The organism is Methylobacterium longum (assembly GCF_022179385.1).
GTDB classification, from domain to species: Bacteria; Pseudomonadota; Alphaproteobacteria; order Rhizobiales; family Beijerinckiaceae; genus Methylobacterium; species Methylobacterium longum.
Genome location: NZ_BPQS01000074.1, coordinates 1 through 18890, shown reverse-complemented (window position 1 = coordinate 18890; position 18890 = coordinate 1). Strand labels below are relative to the sequence as shown.

Genomic DNA, 18890 nt, shown 5'->3' with positions numbered 1-18890 from the left:
GTTGCAACCGCGATGGTAGACCCCGCGGAAGCGGGCTCGCCGAGCATCAGCGCGACTGCTCCTGCTGCCGATACGATCGAGAAAAAGCGGAGCAAATGAGCTGATCCTACCTGTCCAACCAAGTACGTAGGTACAGACAAGCGGCGGCCGTCGACAGTTCCCTCCTCGGCCTGACGGTTCAGTGCTCGACGATCGAGTGCGCCGCGCTACTCCCGAGCAAGCTTCGGCTCGGGCTTGGCAGCTCGCGTCAGGCTCTGGATCGCCCGCGGCGGCCGGCCAGACTTCTGAGCAATCTCGGCCTCCTGCTGTTCGATGAGTTCGCGAGCCGGCTGATCGCCGTCCAAGCCGCCCAGGATATCCATAGGCACGCGCCGGTTCGAGGCGCGGCTGCCGTACTCGAAGACGACATCGAACAGGATGAAGCCTCGGTCCTGAGGCAGTTGCTTCGCGCGCTTGGCCATGCGGGCTGATACGCTGGTAAGCTCGGCAGTTCCAGATCGCTAGGCGGCCGAGGTGTTGGCCGAGCCGCTGCTGATAGCGGACATCCTGCCATGGCGCGGCCGCGGCAACGTCATTGCGGCGGCGGGTACGTTGCTCGTCGACCTGCTGGAGCGGACGTAATGCTGCGACCTGCTGAGGGTGGCGATCAGACCTTCGTCCTGGATATTATCCAGGCGGATGACATGCATCTCGTCATGCTCTTGGAATGTGCCGCGTCTATGCCACTCGACGCGCCCATCCCTCAATCAACCCGTCAAGCGCGTTCTTCCCCTCAAGACGGGCTTCCTCAAAGCTAGGGTATGTCACTGAGCCTTCCCGGACGACATCCCCGCTTCGTCGAATGATCCAGTGAAAGTGCCCCCGCATCCAGGGACGTGTCCCGATGGTGATCAAAAACGGGTGTGAGACGCGCTTCGACATGGCTGCAACATAACACGCCCCGGCAACATGACCGGCACAATAATGTGTTCTGTGGTGATCTCCTGATCAGCCCCCGCGGCGTGTCTGGGGATCGGTCTGTGAGAAGCCCGGGAACGCCGCCTCCGCCAGCCCGCAGGCGGCCGCGACCTCCGCGGCGGCGATGGCCGAGAGGGGCGGATCCAGCGGGGCTCCGGTCGCGGGATCGACGGCGCGAAACGTCTCGGGCGACGCCGCGTCCGCGGTGCCGACCAGGGCGGTGCCCCGGATGCCCCCGGGCGAGGCGGAGAAATTACTCATACAAATAAGCTAGTCCGGTTCCCCCGCGGTCGCAAGCCTTCAGGCGTCTCCTGCCTACGGCTGCCGACGCTTGCGCTCCTACAACTTCAGGATACATTCGCGGCGATCCTGCCCCGTCCCGGTGGCGTGGACCGGAGGTGACGGGTGAGGCAGGACCGCGGGCACGAAGATATCCGGCTTCCGCTTGCCTCAAGCTGGCGTCGCATCCACGGCTCCGTGGCGCGCGATCTCGGCGTCGCGATTCTGTCCGGCCGCCACGCGCCGGGGGATGTTCTGCCCGGGGAGATCGAATTCTCGGAGCAGCTCAAGGTGTCCCGCACCGCCTATCGCGAGGGGATTCGCATCCTGAGCGCCAAGGGCCTCGTGGAGAGTCGCCCGCGCACTGGGACGCGCGTGAGCCAGCGCAGCCGCTGGAACCTGCTCGATCCCGACATCCTGGCCTGGGCGTTCGAGGCGGAGCCGAGCGAGGCGTTCATCCGCGACCTGTTCGAGCTGCGCATGATCGTCGAGCCGGCCGCCGCCGCCCTGGCGGCGGAGCGGCGCTCGGGCCTCGACATCGCCCGGATGGGCCACGCCCTGGAGGAGATGGGCCGCCACGGCCTCGCCACCGAGGCGGGCCGGGCCGCCGACCAGGCCTTCCACAACACGATTCTGGAGGCGGCGCGCAACGGGCCGCTGATGGCCCTGTCGAGCTCCATCGCGGCCGCGGTCACCTGGACCACCATCTTCAAGTACCGGCAGCAGGACAAGCCGCGGGATCCGATGCCCGACCACCGCGCCCTATACGATGCCATCGTGGCGGGCGACCCGGAGGTCGCCCGCGCGGCGATGACCGCACTGGTCCGGCTCGCCCTCGCCGATACCGAGATGGCCCTGCGACCCTGAGCGTACCGGTTTCCGGTGGGCGAGCCCTCCGGCGGGTGTCGGGGCGCAGCCCGGACAGCCTCGGGTTCCGTCCGGCGGCGAGGCGCCCTGCACCCGCAGCGGGTCCCGGACCTGTCGGATCCGGCACCCTCATCCTTCAGTGGTTGTCGCGCGGCAGCCCGCTGGTCTGCGCGATCCGCGGGAAGCGCTCGGCGCCTTCGAGGATGGCACCCGTGTGCATCTGCTCCACGGCGGCGCGCTGCATCGCCTGCCAGGGCGCCTGCCAGGGCGTCTGCGAGGCCGGATAGGCGTAGCCGCCTGCGGCTTCCAGGGCCGCGCGCCGCCGGGCGATCTCCTCCGCGTCGACCAGCATGTCGGCGGTGCCGCGGCGCAGGTCGACCCGCACCCGGTCGCCGGTGCGCAGGAGCGCGAGGCCGCCCCCCGCCGCCGCCTCCGGCGAGGCGTTGAGGATCGACGGCGAGGCCGAGGTGCCGGACTGGCGACCGTCGCCGAGGCACGGGAGGGCGTGCACGCCAACCCGGATCAGCCGCGCGGGCGGGCGCATGTTCACCACCTCGGCGGCCCCGGGATAGCCCACCGGCCCGGCGCCCCGCAGCACCAGCAGGGTCTCCGCGGTGATGCCGAGGCTCGGATCGTCGATCCGGTGGTGGTAATCCTCGGGTCCGTCGAAGACCACGACCGGACCCTCGAAGGCGTCCGGATCCTCCGGGTTCGAGAGGTAGCGGTCGGGGAATTCCGCGCCGATCACGCTGGTCTTCATCACCGCCGCCTCGAACAGGTTGCCGCGCAGCACCAGGAACCCGGCGGCCTCCTTCAGGGGCCGTTCGATCGGCCGGATCACGTCCTCGTCCTCGATCACCGCGCCGCGACAATTCTCGCCGATGGTGCGCCCGTTGACCGTGCGCGCCCTCGCGGATCAGGCCGCGGCGCATGAGCTGCGCCATCACGGCGGGCAGGCTGCCGGCGCGGTAGTAATCCTCGCCGAGATAGGCGCCGACCGGCTGCAGGTTCACCAGCAGCGGCACCTCGAGCCCGTAGGTCTGCCAGTCGGTGACGTCGAGGGCGACCCCCATGTGCCGGGCGATGGCCGCGAGGTGGATCGGCGCGTTGGTGGAGCCGCCGATCGCCGAGTTGACCACGATGGCGTTCAGGAAGGCGTCGCGGGTCAGGATCTCGGAGGGCTTCAGGTCCTCCGCCACCATCGCGACGATGCGCTTGCCGGTCCGGTAGGCGGCCTCCTGCCGGTCGCGGTAGGGCGCCGGGATCGCCGCCGAGCCCGGCAGCATCATGCCCAGGGCCTCAGCGAGCGTGTTCATGGTCGTGGCCGTGCCCATCGTGTTGCAGAAACCGGTCGAGGGCGCCGACGAGGTCACGAGCTTGATGAAGCCGTCGTGGTCGATCTCGCCCGCCGCCAGCATCTCGCGGGCCTTCCAGACGATCGTGCCGGAGCCCGTGCGCTGGCCCTTGAACCAGCCGTTGAGCATCGGGCCGACCGACAGGGCGATGGCCGGGATGTTCACCGTGGCGGCCGCCATCAGGCAGGCCGGGGTGGTCTTGTCGCAGCCCGTGGTCAGCACCACCCCGTCCAGCGGGTAGCCGTAGAGCAGCTCCACGAGGCCGAGATAGGCGAGGTTGCGGTCGAGGCCCGCGGTCGGCCGCTTGCCGGTCTCCTGGATCGGGTGGACCGGGAATTCCAGCACGATCCCGCCCGCCTCGCGGATGCCCTCGCGGATCCGCTCCGCCAGGACGAGGTGATGGCGGTTGCACGGCGAGAGGTCCGAGCCCGTTTGGGCGATGCCGATGATCGGCTTGCCCGCGCGCAGCTCCTCCAGGCTGAGGCCGAAATTCAGGTAGCGCTCCAGGTAGAGCGCGGTCATGTCGATGTTGTCGGCGTTGTCGAACCACGCGCGCGATCGCAGGGGCCGGGCGGTCGGGGCGTCGGTCATCGGTGGGTCCGGTGGGCGGGGCTGGTCGAGAACCGATAGGTGATCGTGTTCCGGTAGGTCTGGCCGGGGTCGAGCCGGGCCGAGCCGAAGGCCGGCTGGTTCGGCGTGTCGGGGACGAGTTCCGGCTCCAGCGCCAGGGCGTCCGACTGCCGGTAGGCGAGTCCGGACTTGCCCACGGCGGTCGCGTCGAGGAAGTTGCCCGCGTAGAACTGCACGCCCGGCTGGTTGCTGCCGATCTCCAGGATCCGCCCCGAATGCGGATCCTCCACGCGGGCCACGGGATGGGGGTCGGCGGTGGGCGCGTCCGTCACCATCCAGTTGTGGTCGTAGCCGCGCCCGCGCACGATCAGGACGTCGCGACCCGCGCGGATGTGGGCGCCGATCACCGTGGGCTTGCGGAAATCGAAGGGCGTGCCCGCCACCGGGAGGTGCGCCCCGGTGGGGATCAAGGTGGCGTCGACCGGCGTGTAACGCTCCGCCGGGATGGTCAGGACGTGGTCGAGGATCGAGCGGCCCGAGCCTTCGCCCGCGAGGTTGAAGAAGCTGTGGTTGGTCAGGTTGACGATGGTCGGCCTGTCGGTGGTGGCCTCGTAGGTGACGGTGAGCGTGTTCGCCTCGTCCAGCCTGTAGGTGGCGGTCGCCGACAGCGTGCCGGGATAGCCCTCCTCGCCGTCCGGGTTGACGTAGCGCAGGGTGACCGAAGGGGCCGTGCCGCCCGTCACGGCGGTGATCGTCCAGAGCCGCTTGTCGAAGCCGGCGGCGCCGCCGTGCAGGGCGTTGGGGCCGTCGTTGGTGGCCAGCGCGTAGGTTTGCCCGTCGAGGGTGAAGCGGCCGGCGCGGACGCGGTTGGCGTAGCGCCCCACGCTCGCGCCGAAATAGTTGGGCTTGGCGAGGTAGCCGGCGAGGTCGTTGTAGCCGAGCACGACGTCCGCCGGCGTGCCGGCGCGATCCGGCACGTCGAGGGTCCGCAGCAGCGCGCCCCACGAGAGGATCCGGGCCGTGACGCCCTTGCCGTTGGTCAGCGTCACCTCCTCGACCGTACGGCCGTCCGGGAGGGTGCCGAACACGGTCCTGACCGGCTCGGCCGCCTGGACCAGGGCCGGAATCGCCACGCCGGCGCACAGTGCCACGAGTCCCATTCCCCGCATCGCATCCTCCCCTGTCGGACCCCTCCGCCGTGCCGATTCTGCGCCGGCGCGCGACGGGGATGCGGTTGACGTCCGCGAATCCGATATATACTCAGACAAATGATGCGGACGATGCGGTGTCCCGTCAAGACGGCCCGGCAAGGGAGAGGACGCGCTCGATGGCAGGACCGATCGCGGACGCCGGGACAGCCGCGGCCCTGGCGGGCGAGGCCGCCGCGGGCACCCGGGGCAGCGCCCGCCGGGCCCTGTCGCTGCTGGCCAGCCTGTTCTTCATGTGGGGCTTCATCACGGTCATCAACAACACGCTGCTGCCGCACCTGCGCAGCGTGTTCGACCTCAACTACACGCAGACCACGCTGATCGAATCCGTCTGGTTCATCGCCTACTTCGTGGCCTCGATCCCGGCGGCGGCGCTGATCGCCCGCATCGGCTACCAGCGCGCCCTGGTGAGCGGCCTCGCCATCATGGCGGCCGGCACCCTCGGCATGGTCTGGGCGTCGCATGCGGTCTCGTACGGGATCACGCTCACCGCGCTGTTCGTGATCGCCAGCGGCGTCACCCTGCTGCAGGTCGCCGCCAACCCCTACGTGGCTGTCGTCGGCCCGACCGAGAGCGCCCCGGCGCGGCTCAACCTCGTGCAGGCGTTCAACTCGCTGGGCACCACCCTGGCGCCCCTGTTCGGCGGCTACCTGATCCTCGCCAAAGAAGATAAATATTAGTATAATACATAGACTTAGATTGTAAGGCGCGCCGTCTACCCACGTTCTGCCCCATGCCAAATCATAGGCTTTCCACGTACCGCCGGAGACGGTTCGGGATTGATCCGCCCGCACCGGATGCACGAGCGGCGTTCGTGAGGGGCGGATATGATCCGGCAAAGCGGCTGCCGGGGTCAGTTCGTGAACGTGCCGGTGCAGGTGCTGATCTATGAGGAAGGTGACATCCTCGAACATGTCGAGCCAGCCGGCTGAGTGCCTCCCCAGTAGCGAGCGAGCTGCTGGAGCTGCCTCTGATCTGGTCTCGCGCACGTTTGCGTATCGGTCACAAGACCTCTAACTGCACGCCCGCATTGAGGCGGTGCAGGTCGAGCGCGATGCGTGGCACCGGGAGGCTGAGCGCTACCGACCGGTGCCGACCACGACCGGGAGCCCCGCCGGGATCTGGTCGCACTTCCCGCAGTGAAAGCGCCGGGCGACGAGCAGAACCTCTTCCGCTCCCTGGGCCTGAAGCTGATCCCAGGTTCGCCACGTCATAGCTCGGCATGACGTACATTTCGGGATGCGCAGGCCGCGATACCCATCATCGGTCCAGTCGCTCACCGTCCGCATGCGGGCTGAGGCCACCATCGCAAAAACATCTCGTGCAGGCTTGCGCCTGAAGGCACGACCGGTGGTCTGCAAGAAGGGGGCCTGACGTCTCGACAGCCGCATAAGCCCTCGCCACTTTGAGCGCAGGCCCAGGCAGCACGCCCAGACCTCTGAGCCGCAGGATCGGAACTGCCGTATGCTTGGTGCCAAGGAGGAGGAAGCTATGGGCTACATCATTTCGCGGACGAACCCCGCGAATAAAGAAAAGCCCAACACTAGCAACCAAATCGATACCGCCTTGGAAGCATGGGAGAAGGTCGTAGAGCTTCAGAAGGACGGCTACACGGTCCGCGTCACCTCATCGGACGGCGCCGACATCGACTTGGATGACCTCAAAGTGCGCGCGCTGGCGGCCGAGGGGCCCTAGTCTGCGGTAAGCGACGGCCGCTCGAGACCTCACGGTCCCTTCCGCGCCCTATCCCCCTCTCTTGCCGCCACCCTCGATTGCACCATGGCCGGGAACGAGCACAGAACGAGGCCAGCGCACAGCAGCGGCAGAGGCGACCCCGGCATGCACGGGTCTTCGGTCGGGTGCGGGGAGGGCTCAGAACTGACCGTCCGGCCCGGAGAGCCAGTGCATTAAGCCGTCCGAGGCGGCGACGCTCCGGCGGACCCTCTCGCGCGGCTCGTCGTCGGGCTCCTCGTCGCGTCGGGCAACGTAGACATCGCGGGCACGGGGGACATAGTTGCGGTCCTCAAGGCCGGCCGTCCGGTACGGGGGCGGGACGGTCACGCGCTCGCGGCGCGCCTCCGCCCGCCTGACCGCTGCCCGGATGTCATCGGCAGCGGCCAGGGACGGCAGGTTCCGCGACGGCTCCGGCCGCGACCGGTGGGCGGGGCGTTGCACATCGGCGGCCCGGACGCGGTGATACCCGTCATCCTCCGGGTCGGGTGCCCGGAGGTGCCGCGGGGCTTCCGCGACCCTCAGGCGAGGGCGCTCCTCGTCCGGCCAGCGAACGCGCGGGGGCGCATCCGCCATCCTGGTGCGAGGGCGGTCGCTCTCTTCCGAGGGCCGGATGCGCCTAAGTACGTCCGCGGCAGTGACGCGCGGGCGCTCGTCCCCCTGCTTGGGCGGCCGGCTCTGCCTTGTCCCCTCAGCAATCCTGGCAAGGGGACGCCTGTCACCCGCGTCTGAGGCACGAGCACGCTGTGGCGCCACGGCGACACCCTCCTCGGATGGACCGGCGCGCTTGATGGCCGGCGCCGGATCAGCCTGATCCTCCTCCGGGGAAGGTGTCTGCCTGTCAGATTGTGCGAGCCGGACGCGGGATCGCCCCCCGTCGTCCGGCGGCCGGACGGGCACGGGAACCGGGGTGGCCTGCGGGCCGGGAGCCCGGCCTTCATCTGCGACGGCCCCGCTCTCCTTGGCGGGTGCGTCCGCAGGCCCGGGGGTAAATGTCAGCTTGGACGGCTCCGGCTTGGCTTTGACCGGTTCCGACCAGGGCAGCGACTGTCCATGAGCTTCAGCCCGCAGGCGCTCTGCGATGGAGGGTGAGGCACTGTGAGGTGCTGCCGAAACGTCCCTGTGAGCGTCGCTGCGGGACATGTACGCGCTCGTGCTTGCCACCCCGGCTACGAAGGCGACGGCGACGGCGGACAGGAACCTCGTTGACGCGGACATGGACGACCTCCCAGGGACGGCAGGTGGTGTCACGGGCTGCGCGTGGCAACCGCGGGGCCTCGAAACCTGTCCCGCCGCTCGCCATCTCGAGCCTAGGCCCCCGCAGCACGGCCAGACCTACGATCCGCAGGAGAAGCTGGCGCGCAATTGCAGAGAGTTTGCGCAGGTGGCTCTCATCATGCGGCCGGACCAACTATGGCGAACGCGAGCATCAGTCCGTGGAGCCTCCAAGCGAGCGGGTTGCTGACAGGTACTATCCTGGCATCTGCTCCGGCTATGATCCAGTCTGAACTCGTCACCCGCCTCGCTGCGCAGAACCCTCACCTCCTCACGAAGGAGGCCGAGGCGGTGCCGGACACCATCCTCGAAGGCATCGCAGAGGCTCTCGCGGTTGGCGACCGCATCGAGCTGCGCGACTTCGGCACCTTCTCGATCCGAGATCGTGACGCCCGAACCGAGTTCGATGCCGCCTTCGACGTGCTGAGCGGGCCGGAGGAAAGCGCCGGGCGGGCGGACTGGGACGACCCGAAGGAGCGGGTCATCGTTCTGTAGGACGAGCGGCTATCCGGCGCGGGATCCAGAACGCCTAGGAGCCCCAGCGGCGGTGATGCCGTGCTGCTGCAGGGCGCCGTAGAGTTGGCTTGGGTCAAACATCGAGCAGGCATGATTCAGGCTGATCGGGTGCGGTTTGTAGGGCTGTCCCATCTCCATCTCGGGCCCCTTCCCTGCTGCTTCCGGCTGCTCACACGAAGTGTGTCGGCAGCGCCGCCGTCTGCGCGACCTGGAGGAGAGCGAGGGCCAAGCCCGAGATCATCGACCACGCCACGATGTGGTCGGTCACGGTCATGCCCTTGGTCATCATCTTAGTGCCCATCGCTCGTCCCCTTGTCTGCGCAGCCGTGTATCGGCTGTCCTGGGGCGACCGTATGGTTAAGCTGGGTTGCGCCAATATTTCTTCGATTGTTGCGCGAGGCTGGACTCGATTAGTTGATCCCCGCCTGCACGCCGCCAACCTCGACGCGGACGTTGCCGACCTCTTCGTTGAGACTGCCGAGATGGACCCGACGCACGCCGACTGGCGCGCGATGGCGCTGGAAACCGCCTGGGCCCGGATTAGTGGATCTGCATCGCGGCCACCGCGCCTGTATGCGGCCGCAGCCCCGACGGACCTGGAGCCTTGGGGACGGTGTTGCACCAAGCAGCCAGCTTGATCCTGATTGCTCGGAGCTACGCTGCGCTATCATCCACGAGGCTTGGTCCCGTATGCGGGAGTGGTAATCATGATCGCTGCCGTCATCTTCATGGCTGTCGCAGCTGTCCGGGCGCAGACTGCATATTTGCAGCAGTTCGACGACCCTGATCACGCCGAGCCTTACACCAGGAGCGCTCTGCGCATGGCCGCTGCAGGTGCGACCTGCTTCGTTGTCGCGAAGATGGCTTCCTGACGCTCACACCTCAGTTTCGCGCTTTACGATTGCATCCTCATCGGTGCCCTTCTGCGCCAAGCCGCCGTCCGTACCCCTGACCGGGTCCGACGGTGCTTTGGGGCTGACCGGAGGAATGGATCGTTGCTCGATACCCACACGAGCCCAGCGCTCCGCATCGTGCGCGATTTCGGCGAGATCCTGCGTGTTCGCGGTCAGCGGTTTGTCCGGCATCGGGCGGCTCTCCATGCCTGAGAGCAACCCGTCGGCAGCGACCGCAGGTCCGAGACCGCGGAGCCGATCCGCCTCACGCCTCTGCTTCAGCAGGATCGTCCCACTCAATGCGAGGAGGGCGAGGCGGCAGCGCAGACATGGCAATACCAAGCCGGGCCACCGTTCCGACGATGGCGATGATGGCGCAGGTCAGAAACGCGTAATCGCTCATAGCGCCGCGGTCAGATCGAGAACGGGCCGGCGCGATGATGCCGGGCAGCGCGCTGGCTCGCGCGAGCGTTGTGCAGACGGCGCATCTGCTCTTGAAGGACCTCATCCTCGTGCGGAGGACGGGCTGGCATCGTAGGAGAGTGATGAGCCGACGCGTGGCCCTCGCGCTGCTGATGGATTGGTTTCATGGCCGCTCCCTCGTTAGTACTTAAGCAGAAGCTTAACCATTCGTTAACCGATTGCAACCCGCCGACGCGAGTGGGCTAGGAAGACGCCCGTAAGTTGGCCGCGCTGCTTCGGGTACCGTTCGAGGCATGCCCGCTGGAGCCCCACGCATGACTGCAGCCAGTATTCTCGCCCTCGTGGAGAGCATCGAGCGTCACGGGTCCGATGCACCAGCTGCCATCGCCTTCCGCACCGCCCTCACTCGCAAGGGGCGAGAGGCGCACTTGGCTGGCGGGTCCGCAACCCTCGACGCCATACAGCGCGAGATCGTAACTGCCGACCCACGTCGTGCCGTGGCTCGGACGACCATCCTGGCCGCCGCGTGGTCCGGCATCACGGAGCGCGGACGATGACGCCCTGCGAGCGCGCCGCCTACGACGCGGGCATCGTGGCCGTTTGCCAGATGGCGTTGACCACCGCGGTGATGCTGAGGATCCGAGATGACGTCAGCGACGGAACGTCCTGCTGTTTTCCCGCTCCCTTGAAGACGTGATCGGTCGCGGCGTGTATGGTCGCACCGAAATCATTGCTGTGAGCTTAAGATGCGGCAAACCCGCGAAGCAATGCAGGATACAATAGAGACTCTGCAACGCGATCTCGATGAAGCAAGGCGTCAGCAAATTGCAACTGCTGGTGTGTTAAAAGTCATAAGCGGTTCAGTTTTTGATTTACAAGTCGTACTTGACACTTTGATCACATCCGCTGTCAAACTTTGCGATTCAGATTGCTCGAACATATTTCAGCGACAAGGGGATATATATCGTCTAGTATCAAGCTACGGTTTTTCCGAGGAATACATTGCGCTTGCGGATACACATCCATTGCGAGCGGGCGGGAATAGCACTGCGGGACGTGTGGCATTCGAGCGGCGCCCAGTACAAGTGCTTGACGTACTGACTATACCAAACTACGCGGCAAGTGAATACCAGCGCTTGGGCGGATATCGCACGTTGTTCGGCGTGCCTTTGCTCAGGAACGGCGAGCCAGTCGGTGTGCTGTTGCTGGGGCGCTTCACGGTGCGTGCCTTCACCGAGAGGCAGATCGAGCTTGTACAGACGTTTGCTGATCAGGCGGTAATCGCCATTGAGAACGCTCGACTTTTCAACGAAATCGAGGCGCGTACGCGCGAACTGACCGAGGCGCTAGCGCTGCAGACCGCTACCTCCGAAGTCCTAAGAGTGATCAGCCGTTCCGCGTTTGACCTTCAGGCTGTCCTCGACACGTTGGTCCAGTCGGCCGCCCGGCTATGTGGTGCGGACCAGAGTTGCGTCTTCGAACGCGACGGCGAGGTCTACCGATGGCTGTCCGGGTTCGGCTTCTCCGATGAGGTCGTTACCTACGCCAAAGCGCATCCTTTTGCTCCTGGCGTCCACAGTGCAACGTCGCGGGTCGCTCGCAGCGGGGAGGTCGTCCACATCCCTGACGTGCTCGCCGACTCAGAGTACGCCGCCACCGAGCATCAACGTTTGGGGCAGTACCGAACGATGCTGGGTGTCCCGCTCCTGCGCGAGGGCGCACCCATCGGCGTGTTCACCTTGGGCCGCACGAGAGTGGAGCCCTTCAACGAGCGGCAGATAGATCTTGTCCGGGGTTTTTCCGATCAAGCTGTTATCGCGATAGAAAACGTACGCCTCTTCGAGCAGCTTCAAGCTCGAACCCGCGAACTTGCTCACTCTCTGCATGAACTGCGCTCCGCTCAGGACCGCCTGATCCACACCGAGAAGCTCGCCTCGCTTGGCCAACTCACGGCTGGCATCGCCCATGAGATCAAGAACCCGCTCAATTTCGTGAACAACTTCGCCGCGCTGTCGAGCGAACTCGTCGACGAACTGCAGGAGGCGCTTCAGACCGCGTCGCTCGACGGCCGGATCCGGGCCGAGATCGATGAACTCGCCGACCTGCTGAAGGGCAATCTCGCCAAGGTGGTCCAGCACGGCGAGCGGGCCGACTCCATCGTCAAGAACATGCTCTTGCACTCACGCACTGGCTCGGGTGAGCGTCGGCCCGTCGATGTCAACAACCTCGTCGAGGAGAGCCTGAACCTCGCCTATCACGGTGCCCGTGCGCAGGAGCCGAGCTTCAACGTCACGTTGTCCCGCAACTTCGATCCCGCGGCAGGCGCCGCTGATCTCTATCCGCAGGAGGTAACCCGCGTGCTCCTGAACTTGGTCACGAACGGGTTCTACGCCGTCGCCAAGAGAGCCGACGGTGCGGGAGCAGGATATCAGCCGACGCTCACTGTCACGACGCGTGACCTCGGCAGGCGCGTGGAGATCCGGGTCCGAGACAACGGCATCGGCGTTCCGGAGAGCGTCCGGGCCAAGATGTTCGATCCCTTCTACACCACGAAGCCGGCCGGCGAGGGGACGGGCCTCGGCTTGTCACTGAGCCACGACATCGTCGTGAAGCAGCATGGCGGCACAATCGATGTTGTCTCTGAGGCTGGTCAGTTCACCGAATTCACAATCGTACTGCCTCGCGGCGGTGCCGAGGCGGTCCAACCGGGGAGCGCCCCATGAACGTCCTCATCCTCGTCGTGGACGATGAACCCGACGTCACCGACCTGTTCCGGCAGCAGTTCAGACGCGAGTTGCGAGCCGGCCGCTTCGCCATGGTGTTTGCACACTCTGCCGTCGAGGCTCTGGAGCACGTCGCGGCTGCAGACGGGGCGAGCCTGATCCTGGTGTTTTCAGACATCAACATGCCCGGCATGACCGGTCTGGAACTCCTGCCGCTGGTGCGCGCCGCCCGCCCTGACGTGCCGGTGATCATGATCACGGCCTACGGCGACGCCGAGACGCGCGAAAGGGTCTTGGCTGGCGGCGCCGCGGGGCTTCTGACCAAACCGATTGATTTCGGCGTGCTGCGTGCCGAGATCGACGCACGCCTTGCTGCAGTGGCCACTCGCTGAGGATTGCTGATAGGTTTGAGCTTACTGGGGACGATCAAGCGCGACTGCCTTCAAATACTTTGGTCGTCGGTCTTTTGAGATCGGCCGGCCATACGAGCTTCGCGTATGTATTACTGCTCTGGAACCCTACCTTCCGCGTCGTCGCAGCATCGCCCGGTGCAACGCCTCCGCCTCCCGCAACTCGGCGTTGGTGGCCCTCACCATGTCGCGCAACTGGACGGAGGCCGCCCGGATCTGACGGTGCATTGCAATGCTGGCCGCAGAGCGTCGGCCGTGGGTCAGAGGCGCCTTTCTGGCGCGCTCACGTCCTTCTGGCGTCCGAGCGCCCGTGCTGGCGCCACCATGCATCCGGCAACGTCCGTTCGCCATGGCCGGGGATCGGCACGCCACCCCGTCACGAGTGCAGGCACCGCAGCGCGCGGAGGCCCAGGCTCGCGCCATGGCATCCCGCCAACCGTGTGCATGGGGTGCTTTGTCGAAATCAGGAGGCACCCCGCCCCCCTCTCTTCCGACGCGGTGCACCCCCTCCCCCCATCTGCTGCTGGCCACCGATCACGGCCTGACCGCCCTCGCTGACGTAGTTGTGCTGCACCACCACCGTCTGCTGCCCGCCGGCGCGGACCCGCTGGAGCGTCTGCATCCCGGCCTGGAACGACCCGTTCAGCCGAGCCACGGCGCCGGCCATTCGAGCTGCCTCGACGCACGCCGCCTGCTTGGCCGTGCCCATCGTCCGGTCCGCGATGTCGAGTTGCTGGCCCATGACGGCCGCGGCCTTCATCGCTAGGACGTGGGTGGTGGCCATCTGATGGGCCAGCATCCGCTCCAGCGCATCGCCGGCCTGGATCGTGTCGGCGGTATCCAGGGCCAGTTCGAGGGAGCCCGCGTTCTTGGCGAGGTCGAGCCGGTCCCGGCTGGCATCGGCCGCCACGGCATCGGGGTTCACCAGCGTGTCGAGGATCGCCGGCAGGGTCTTGGTCGCGAAGTCCTCGGCCGGGACCAGCTCGCCCCCGACAGCCCGCGAAGGGGCATCGATCCGGGCCCGAACGGCCGCTTCCTGCCGGTCCGCGAAGCCTGAGGGACCGCCGCGCTCTTCTGCCCGCACCCGGGATGCCCCGAGGAGGGTATCGCCGGATCGTTGTCTCGGCATTATCCCACACCTGTGTGAAGAAGCATCCTGGAACTTGGCCAAAATATAGCAGCTCCGAAGGTGAAGCCCACGCTAATGGCAAATCAGAGGGCAATTTTTATATCTATCGGTCCCGAGAGAGCTTGCCCTGGCGCGATGATGGGTGCACGGACACATCAACTCACACTGGAGAGTGGAACGTGGACGAAACCGTAGAAACAATCGAGCGCGCTAAAACCGACTACGTCGAACTGACGGCGGACCTCGTCTCGGCTTATGTGTCGAAGAACGCGGTACGTCCTGCGGACATGGCGGAGCTGATCGCCAGCACGCACGCCGCGCTCGCTGGGCTCGCGCAGGGTGCCGCGGCCGGAGCGACAGCGGTCGAGAAGCTGACGCCTGCTCAGATCCGCAAGTCGATCACGCCGGACGCGCTGATCTCTTTCATCGACGGCAAACCGTACAAGACGCTGAAGCGGCACCTGACCGGTAACGGCATGACCTTCGACGAGTACCGCCAGCGCTATGGCTTGCCACGGGATTATCCGTCCGTCGCGGCTAGCTACTCCGAGCAGCGCTCAACGCTGGCCAAGAACCTCGGTCTCGGCCTACTGCGCAGGAAGGCGGCCCCGAAGGCTGCAGAGCCCGATGAGATCGTATCGGAGAAGCCGAAGCGCGCCGGTCGGCCGCGGAAGGCGAAGGACGCTGCAGAGGCGTAGTGAGAGGGAGGCTACGGATCTCTCCGCAACCGATCCCCGATGCGCCTTTCTCCTGTATCGCGGCGGTCGAGTGCCCTCACACTTCCGCTCGCGAGGCCGCCGGATGCAGTGTCCTTCCTTTTCGCGCTTGATCTCCAGCCCAACGCGCAGGAAGAACATGGCCGTCAAGCGTCGTTGACCCAGTGCAGCAATGAGAACGGTCCGATGTTGGTCTTATTTGACATGAAGAAGGCGGCGCTCGCTCTAGCGCTGGCCTGCCTCCCCCATGCCGCCGGTGCAGTTGAGGAAAACGTGATTGGCCGGTGGATCTATGCCGGCTCAGTCCGCAGTACCCTGCTGTCCCGTTATATCGGACCGGAAGGCCGCACGCCCGACGGCGAAGCAATGGAGCGTGCAGGGCGTGCTTGCGGCCTTAAGGCTGGGGTCGACCAGATTAATAAGTTTGATGCCACGCCCATCGGTGACGAACCAGTTGTGTTCGGACCATTCATCGACCGGAAGAGAGTTGATGCCACCCTGGCTTGCGTTAGGCGGTACGTGCCGGCAGCCTTCATCACTCAGGCGCGCCATGTTCTCGATTAGCCAAGCCCTCACGGACTGGCTGACTGGCAAGGGCTACGTGCGGCACCGCGACGATCCCGAGGGGCGAACTGAGGAGCGGCATATGGCTGACAACCACAGCAAAGAGCGGATGCAGGCTGAGGAGGCTTTCGCAAAAACGCAGGATCGGTTCGGCGGAAAAGCCTCTGACCAGCCGACAGTAAGCGCTGCGGATCAGAATACCGCGCGCCTGAGAGCTGCGCGCCTTGAGCGGGATGCCGCTAAAGCCAGGGCAGAAAAGCCGTGATGCTCAACGCCATAAGCGAAGCATTTACTGAGCACATAAAGGCGAAGAGCTATCTGAAGTGAGGATGGCGCCGCTCGCGATGCGGGCCTCGACGGCGCGCCTTTCCTAGTCGTCGCGCGTTCCCTCCAATGGCGTATGCCTGACGCCAAGGAGGAGTCTTCCATGGCCGATCAAGATCGTGCGCTTATCGACACGCACGGCGAACAGGACAACGTCGCCTTGGCCCAACTGGGAGCGGCCGTGATCCTGGCGTGGCCCTTATTGGAGCCCGACATGCAGCGCGATTTGATCGCGACAGCATCTGTAGTGGATGGCGTGAAAAGAGACCCGAGCTTTGAAGAGGTGCTGACCCGGCTTGTTCAGATGAACAATCGCAGCAGAGGTTGAGCATGCCTACTGTCCTCACCGAGCACCTGAAAGCGAAGGGCTATCTGAAATGAGCGATACCGACGCTCATCCCGGGGACTTAGACGAAACCCTCCGGCTCGTGACGGCGCTGGCAGAACAGCTGACGAGGTCTCAATTCGCTGAGGGCTCGATCTCCCCCGTGAGACTCGGGGTGCTGATAAGCTCTGCCCAGTTCCTTCATGACAACAACGTGCCATGGCCAGCAGTTGTGCGAGAGGCCATGGGCAGGCTCGCGGATCGGATGGAAGCTGCTAAATTGGTCTCAGCCGGTGGCAAGACCGAGGGCTATTTGGAATGAGCAGAGCCCGGCTTGCTATGGGGCTTGCCGGTTTTGTCGTGGCATTCGTATCAGTGGTAGGGCTCAAGTCTAACGGCTACCCGAACGCTCTGGTCATCGTCCTCGGGGCCGCTATCCTCGCGGGTATCGTTGTCGCTGTCGTCGTTGCCAAGTGGCGGTAGCCATCCGCCGCCTCGTAGAGGAAGCCCTGAAGCCGAAACGATTATAAGGTGACGCATGAGCGATCCGGAACCCGATGCCATCTTTCGAGAACGGCTGCTCCGCGTCGTCAGCGAGGAGCTTCGTCCTTTTGTGCAGAAGGCGACTGGACCTGCACTTGATGTCGTCGGCCGCCAGTACGATCGGTTCAGGACCGGTGTGCCCTTGAGATGGCTTGAGACAGGGCGGTACCGATCCTGATCTTGTCCTTCGCCTTGTGGAAGATGGGAGGAAGGATACTACAAGCAATTTCATCTTTAGCCGTAGTTCTCGTTATCACCCACTCCGACCGGATACCGAGTCTCCTTTGCAAGCTGATCACCGATCATCTTCAGCAGGATCTGCGCAGCTAGCTGCATCTCGCTCGTTCCATGCACCATCACGGCATCGTGCGCCGCGATGCACGCGCGCACCATCTCCTCAAACCCCTCGGTCACTGACCTCTAGTCCATCGCTCTTGGTTCGATTTCGTACCTACCATGGGCTGTTGTGGCCTCACACTCCACAATTGCATACGTAGTTGGCGCTGAATGCATTATGCAGTTCACAGTGGAGTCAATTTAATTGCCCACAACCGTGACGTGCGCTAAGGCCCTGCTTCCGCGGATGAGGTGCAGCGTGGCAACGGATCGTAGCTATCAACTCCGCGCAATCGCGCGGGCCTTGAACGCCCCCGTCGAGTCGTTCCTGGACGCATCGGAGAGCGCCTCCGATCTGACAGCCGCAGTGGAACTGATGAGGTGCTGGCAGAGGATTACTGACGCCAGCGGTCGGGAGCGACTGCTACAGCTCGCCCAGGAACTCTCCGATCAGGGACGCGGCGGCCGTCTGGCAGCCGAGTAGCGCGGGGAAGGCGCCCAGTGGAAGAGGCGCTGAAGGCGATGCGCTCCGGCAGTCATGCCGGCCTTTGAACCCGTACTCGCCCTCAGCCGTTGGCGTGGCTCGCGCCCAGCCGGCGCTGATACGCGCGGAGATCCATAATGAGCCGCCCCCGCCGCGTTGGCCTGCCTTGGTACGCCCTGGAGAGCTATCCGGCGTTGCGCACAAGCCTCGACGATGGTGCGAAGCTGCCGCCCCTGTACGACACATGGCGGATTGCTACCGAGCAGATGGAGCGTGAGGTGCAGCGCAGCGGTGTCGAAGTCGTGCGTGTGCCGATCGAGCCGAACGCCTTCGCCGCATGGTGTGCACGGAACGGTGGACAGAGCGATGGCGCGGCGCGGGCTAAGTACGCAGCCGAGATGCTCGCGCAAGACGCTGCAGTCTAATTAGAACGCTGGCCACCGCCATCTTCATCGAGGAGAACGGCGGGGGGCCGGGGATGTAGCTGAGGGAGACTGAGCACGCGAACTGATGCGCCTCACCGAGCAACTGAAGACGAAGGGCTACCTGAAATGAGGAGCGCGGAACTGGCGCAGGCGCTACTAGCTCGACAACTGGAACTTGCATGTGAGGGCCGTCTTGCCCGTGCTTAGGTTCGGAAGCCTCGCCACATGTCGAGCAGACATTCACGAATGCAGGCTGGTTCCGTTCGCGGCGAGAAGCTCGTCGAAGCGTGGAACCGCTCCGACGCGACTTACATCATCGATCAGCTTAGCGATGATATCATACTGGAAGCGCGCTTCCCTAAGATGCCGGTGCTCGCCGAAAAGCTTCAGCTAACGGGAAAAAAGAAATTTGCCCTCGGCCTTAAAATTTATCCGAGAGATTTTCCGCCCTTCAATATCGTGAGCGCCACGGAAGACCCTCATACCATCTGCCTCGTTTTGGAAGACAGTGACAAAGATTTGCTTGCAATCACCATTGAGTTGAATGATGACGGTCGATTTGCACGCATTATCAGCTATCGATCAGGCAAGCCCAAGCGAAAGTCTAGATAGCCATCTCCGCGCCGTAGAAGAGGCGCTGAAGACAAGACGGTCGTAGGTCCGCCGGTCGGGTGCTGTGGCCTGTGAGCCACGCGATATCTAAATTCAAGAGCTGTAAAATTTTGAACTAGAGCGTTTTCGGTTTAATCGGGGTCGTATCCTGCGGCGGCGAAGAAGTTGGCGCACTCGTCGGGGGTGATGGCATCCACCAAGCGGCCGATGGCGGCCCAGAGCCCT

General features: G+C 65.1%; 24 protein-coding genes and 1 pseudogene. 14 read left to right on the top strand and 11 right to left on the bottom strand.

Going from position 1 to position 18890, the window contains the following annotated elements; genetic code table 11:
• Positions 1-206: 206 nt before the first annotated feature.
• The gene (locus MFF58_RS29790; RefSeq protein WP_238293670.1) at positions 207-461 is read right to left on the bottom strand and encodes a hypothetical protein; all 255 of its coding nucleotides are present in this window, start codon (positions 459-461) and stop codon (positions 207-209) included.
• 526 nt (positions 462-987) lie between these two features.
• Entirely contained in the window at positions 988-1218 is a 231-nt protein-coding gene (locus MFF58_RS29785; protein WP_238293668.1) for a hypothetical protein, read from the bottom strand.
• A 144-nt stretch (positions 1219-1362) separates the two neighbouring features.
• Here MFF58_RS29785 and MFF58_RS29780 point away from each other — a divergent pair, with 144 nt between their 5' ends.
• Positions 1363-2103 (top strand): FadR/GntR family transcriptional regulator, encoded by a 741-nt coding sequence (locus tag MFF58_RS29780; RefSeq protein ID WP_238293666.1) that lies wholly within the window; start codon positions 1363-1365, stop codon positions 2101-2103.
• Positions 2104-2239: 136 nt separating this feature from the next.
• On the opposite strand, the pseudogene MFF58_RS29775 reads toward MFF58_RS29780, so the two are convergent.
• Together MFF58_RS29775 and MFF58_RS29770 are read right to left on the bottom strand one after the other, a co-directional pair.
• Positions 2240-4049: pseudogene (locus MFF58_RS29775) on the bottom strand (IlvD/Edd family dehydratase).
• Positions 4046-5197, bottom strand: coding sequence for an aldose epimerase family protein (locus tag MFF58_RS29770; RefSeq protein ID WP_238293664.1), 1152 nt, complete (start codon positions 5195-5197; stop codon positions 4046-4048). Before MFF58_RS29770 ends, MFF58_RS29775 begins: the two are co-directional and overlap by 4 nt.
• A 158-nt stretch (positions 5198-5355) precedes the next feature.
• Between MFF58_RS29770 and MFF58_RS29765 the strand changes: the two genes are divergently transcribed.
• The gene (locus MFF58_RS29765) at positions 5356-5916 is read left to right on the top strand and encodes an MFS transporter (RefSeq protein WP_238293662.1); all 561 of its coding nucleotides are present in this window, start codon (positions 5356-5358) and stop codon (positions 5914-5916) included.
• 811 nt (positions 5917-6727) lie between these two features.
• Complete coding sequence (locus MFF58_RS29760; protein ID WP_238293659.1) at positions 6728-6931, top strand: hypothetical protein; 204 nt, start codon at positions 6728-6730, stop codon at positions 6929-6931.
• A 177-nt stretch (positions 6932-7108) separates the two neighbouring features.
• Here MFF58_RS29760 and MFF58_RS29755 read toward each other — a convergent pair whose 3' ends face one another.
• Positions 7109-7297, bottom strand: a complete 189-nt coding sequence (locus MFF58_RS29755; RefSeq protein WP_238293657.1) for a hypothetical protein — start codon at positions 7295-7297, stop codon at positions 7109-7111.
• 1164 nt (positions 7298-8461) lie between these two features.
• On the opposite strand from MFF58_RS29755, the gene MFF58_RS29750 reads away from it, so the two are divergent.
• Positions 8462-8737, top strand: a complete 276-nt coding sequence (locus tag MFF58_RS29750; protein ID WP_238293655.1) for an HU family DNA-binding protein — start codon at positions 8462-8464, stop codon at positions 8735-8737.
• Positions 8738-8927: 190 nt separating this feature from the next.
• Here MFF58_RS29750 and MFF58_RS32405 read toward each other — a convergent pair whose 3' ends face one another.
• The gene (locus tag MFF58_RS32405) at positions 8928-9059 is read right to left on the bottom strand and encodes a hypothetical protein (RefSeq protein ID WP_283206485.1); all 132 of its coding nucleotides are present in this window, start codon (positions 9057-9059) and stop codon (positions 8928-8930) included.
• Between the two features lie 406 nt (positions 9060-9465).
• Between MFF58_RS32405 and MFF58_RS29745 the strand changes: the two genes are divergently transcribed.
• Positions 9466-9630 (top strand): hypothetical protein, encoded by a 165-nt coding sequence (locus tag MFF58_RS29745; protein ID WP_238293653.1) that lies wholly within the window; start codon positions 9466-9468, stop codon positions 9628-9630.
• A 3-nt stretch (positions 9631-9633) separates the two neighbouring features.
• Here MFF58_RS29745 and MFF58_RS29740 read toward each other — a convergent pair whose 3' ends face one another.
• Both MFF58_RS29740 and MFF58_RS29735 read right to left on the bottom strand, forming a co-directional pair.
• Entirely contained in the window at positions 9634-9843 is a 210-nt protein-coding gene (locus MFF58_RS29740; RefSeq protein ID WP_238293651.1) for a hypothetical protein, read from the bottom strand.
• Positions 9844-9916: 73 nt separating this feature from the next.
• A complete protein-coding gene (locus MFF58_RS29735) occupies positions 9917-10054 on the bottom strand; it encodes a hypothetical protein (protein WP_238293649.1) in 138 nt (45 codons plus the stop codon).
• Positions 10055-10388: 334 nt separating this feature from the next.
• Here MFF58_RS29735 and MFF58_RS29730 point away from each other — a divergent pair, with 334 nt between their 5' ends.
• The 3 genes from MFF58_RS29730 to MFF58_RS29720 all read left to right on the top strand — a co-directional run bounded on the left by MFF58_RS29730 (position 10389) and on the right by MFF58_RS29720 (position 13189).
• The gene (locus MFF58_RS29730; protein WP_238293647.1) at positions 10389-10631 is read left to right on the top strand and encodes a hypothetical protein; all 243 of its coding nucleotides are present in this window, start codon (positions 10389-10391) and stop codon (positions 10629-10631) included.
• A gap of 210 nt (positions 10632-10841) precedes the next feature.
• A complete protein-coding gene (locus MFF58_RS29725) occupies positions 10842-12797 on the top strand; it encodes a GAF domain-containing protein (RefSeq protein WP_238293672.1) in 1956 nt (651 codons plus the stop codon).
• A complete protein-coding gene (locus tag MFF58_RS29720; protein WP_238293645.1) occupies positions 12794-13189 on the top strand; it encodes a response regulator in 396 nt (131 codons plus the stop codon). The genes MFF58_RS29725 and MFF58_RS29720 overlap by 4 nt, the downstream gene beginning before the upstream one ends.
• Positions 13190-13315: 126 nt before the next feature.
• Here MFF58_RS29720 and MFF58_RS32400 read toward each other — a convergent pair whose 3' ends face one another.
• Together MFF58_RS32400 and MFF58_RS29715 are read right to left on the bottom strand one after the other, a co-directional pair.
• Positions 13316-13630: an HGGxSTG domain-containing protein gene (locus MFF58_RS32400; protein ID WP_283206484.1), complete on the bottom strand. Its 315-nt coding sequence runs from the start codon at positions 13628-13630 to the stop codon at positions 13316-13318.
• Positions 13631-13670: 40 nt separating this feature from the next.
• Positions 13671-14336 carry a hypothetical protein gene (locus MFF58_RS29715; RefSeq protein WP_238293643.1) on the bottom strand — a complete coding sequence of 222 codons (666 nt, stop codon included), beginning with the start codon at positions 14334-14336 and terminating at the stop codon, positions 13671-13673.
• Between the two features lie 179 nt (positions 14337-14515).
• Here MFF58_RS29715 and MFF58_RS29710 point away from each other — a divergent pair, with 179 nt between their 5' ends.
• The 4 genes from MFF58_RS29710 to MFF58_RS29695 all read left to right on the top strand — a co-directional run bounded on the left by MFF58_RS29710 (position 14516) and on the right by MFF58_RS29695 (position 16268).
• A complete protein-coding gene (locus MFF58_RS29710; RefSeq protein WP_238293642.1) occupies positions 14516-15034 on the top strand; it encodes a Ros/MucR family transcriptional regulator in 519 nt (172 codons plus the stop codon).
• A 108-nt stretch (positions 15035-15142) separates the two neighbouring features.
• On the top strand, positions 15143-15616 hold the full coding sequence (locus MFF58_RS29705; RefSeq protein ID WP_238293641.1) for a hypothetical protein: 474 nt from the start codon (positions 15143-15145) through the stop codon (positions 15614-15616).
• A gap of 82 nt (positions 15617-15698) precedes the next feature.
• Positions 15699-15881 (top strand): hypothetical protein, encoded by a 183-nt coding sequence (locus tag MFF58_RS29700; RefSeq protein ID WP_238293640.1) that lies wholly within the window; start codon positions 15699-15701, stop codon positions 15879-15881.
• Positions 15882-16043: 162 nt separating this feature from the next.
• A complete protein-coding gene (locus tag MFF58_RS29695; protein ID WP_238293638.1) occupies positions 16044-16268 on the top strand; it encodes a hypothetical protein in 225 nt (74 codons plus the stop codon).
• 774 nt (positions 16269-17042) lie between these two features.
• Here MFF58_RS29695 and MFF58_RS29690 read toward each other — a convergent pair.
• Positions 17043-17222, bottom strand: coding sequence for a hypothetical protein (locus tag MFF58_RS29690; protein ID WP_238293636.1), 180 nt, complete (start codon positions 17220-17222; stop codon positions 17043-17045).
• 543 nt (positions 17223-17765) lie between these two features.
• Between MFF58_RS29690 and MFF58_RS29685 the strand changes: the two genes are divergently transcribed.
• Together MFF58_RS29685 and MFF58_RS29680 are read left to right on the top strand one after the other, a co-directional pair.
• The gene (locus MFF58_RS29685) at positions 17766-18053 is read left to right on the top strand and encodes a hypothetical protein (protein WP_238293634.1); all 288 of its coding nucleotides are present in this window, start codon (positions 17766-17768) and stop codon (positions 18051-18053) included.
• Positions 18054-18299: 246 nt separating this feature from the next.
• On the top strand, positions 18300-18665 hold the full coding sequence (locus MFF58_RS29680; protein WP_238293631.1) for a hypothetical protein: 366 nt from the start codon (positions 18300-18302) through the stop codon (positions 18663-18665).
• The last annotated feature ends 225 nt before the right edge of the window (positions 18666-18890 follow it).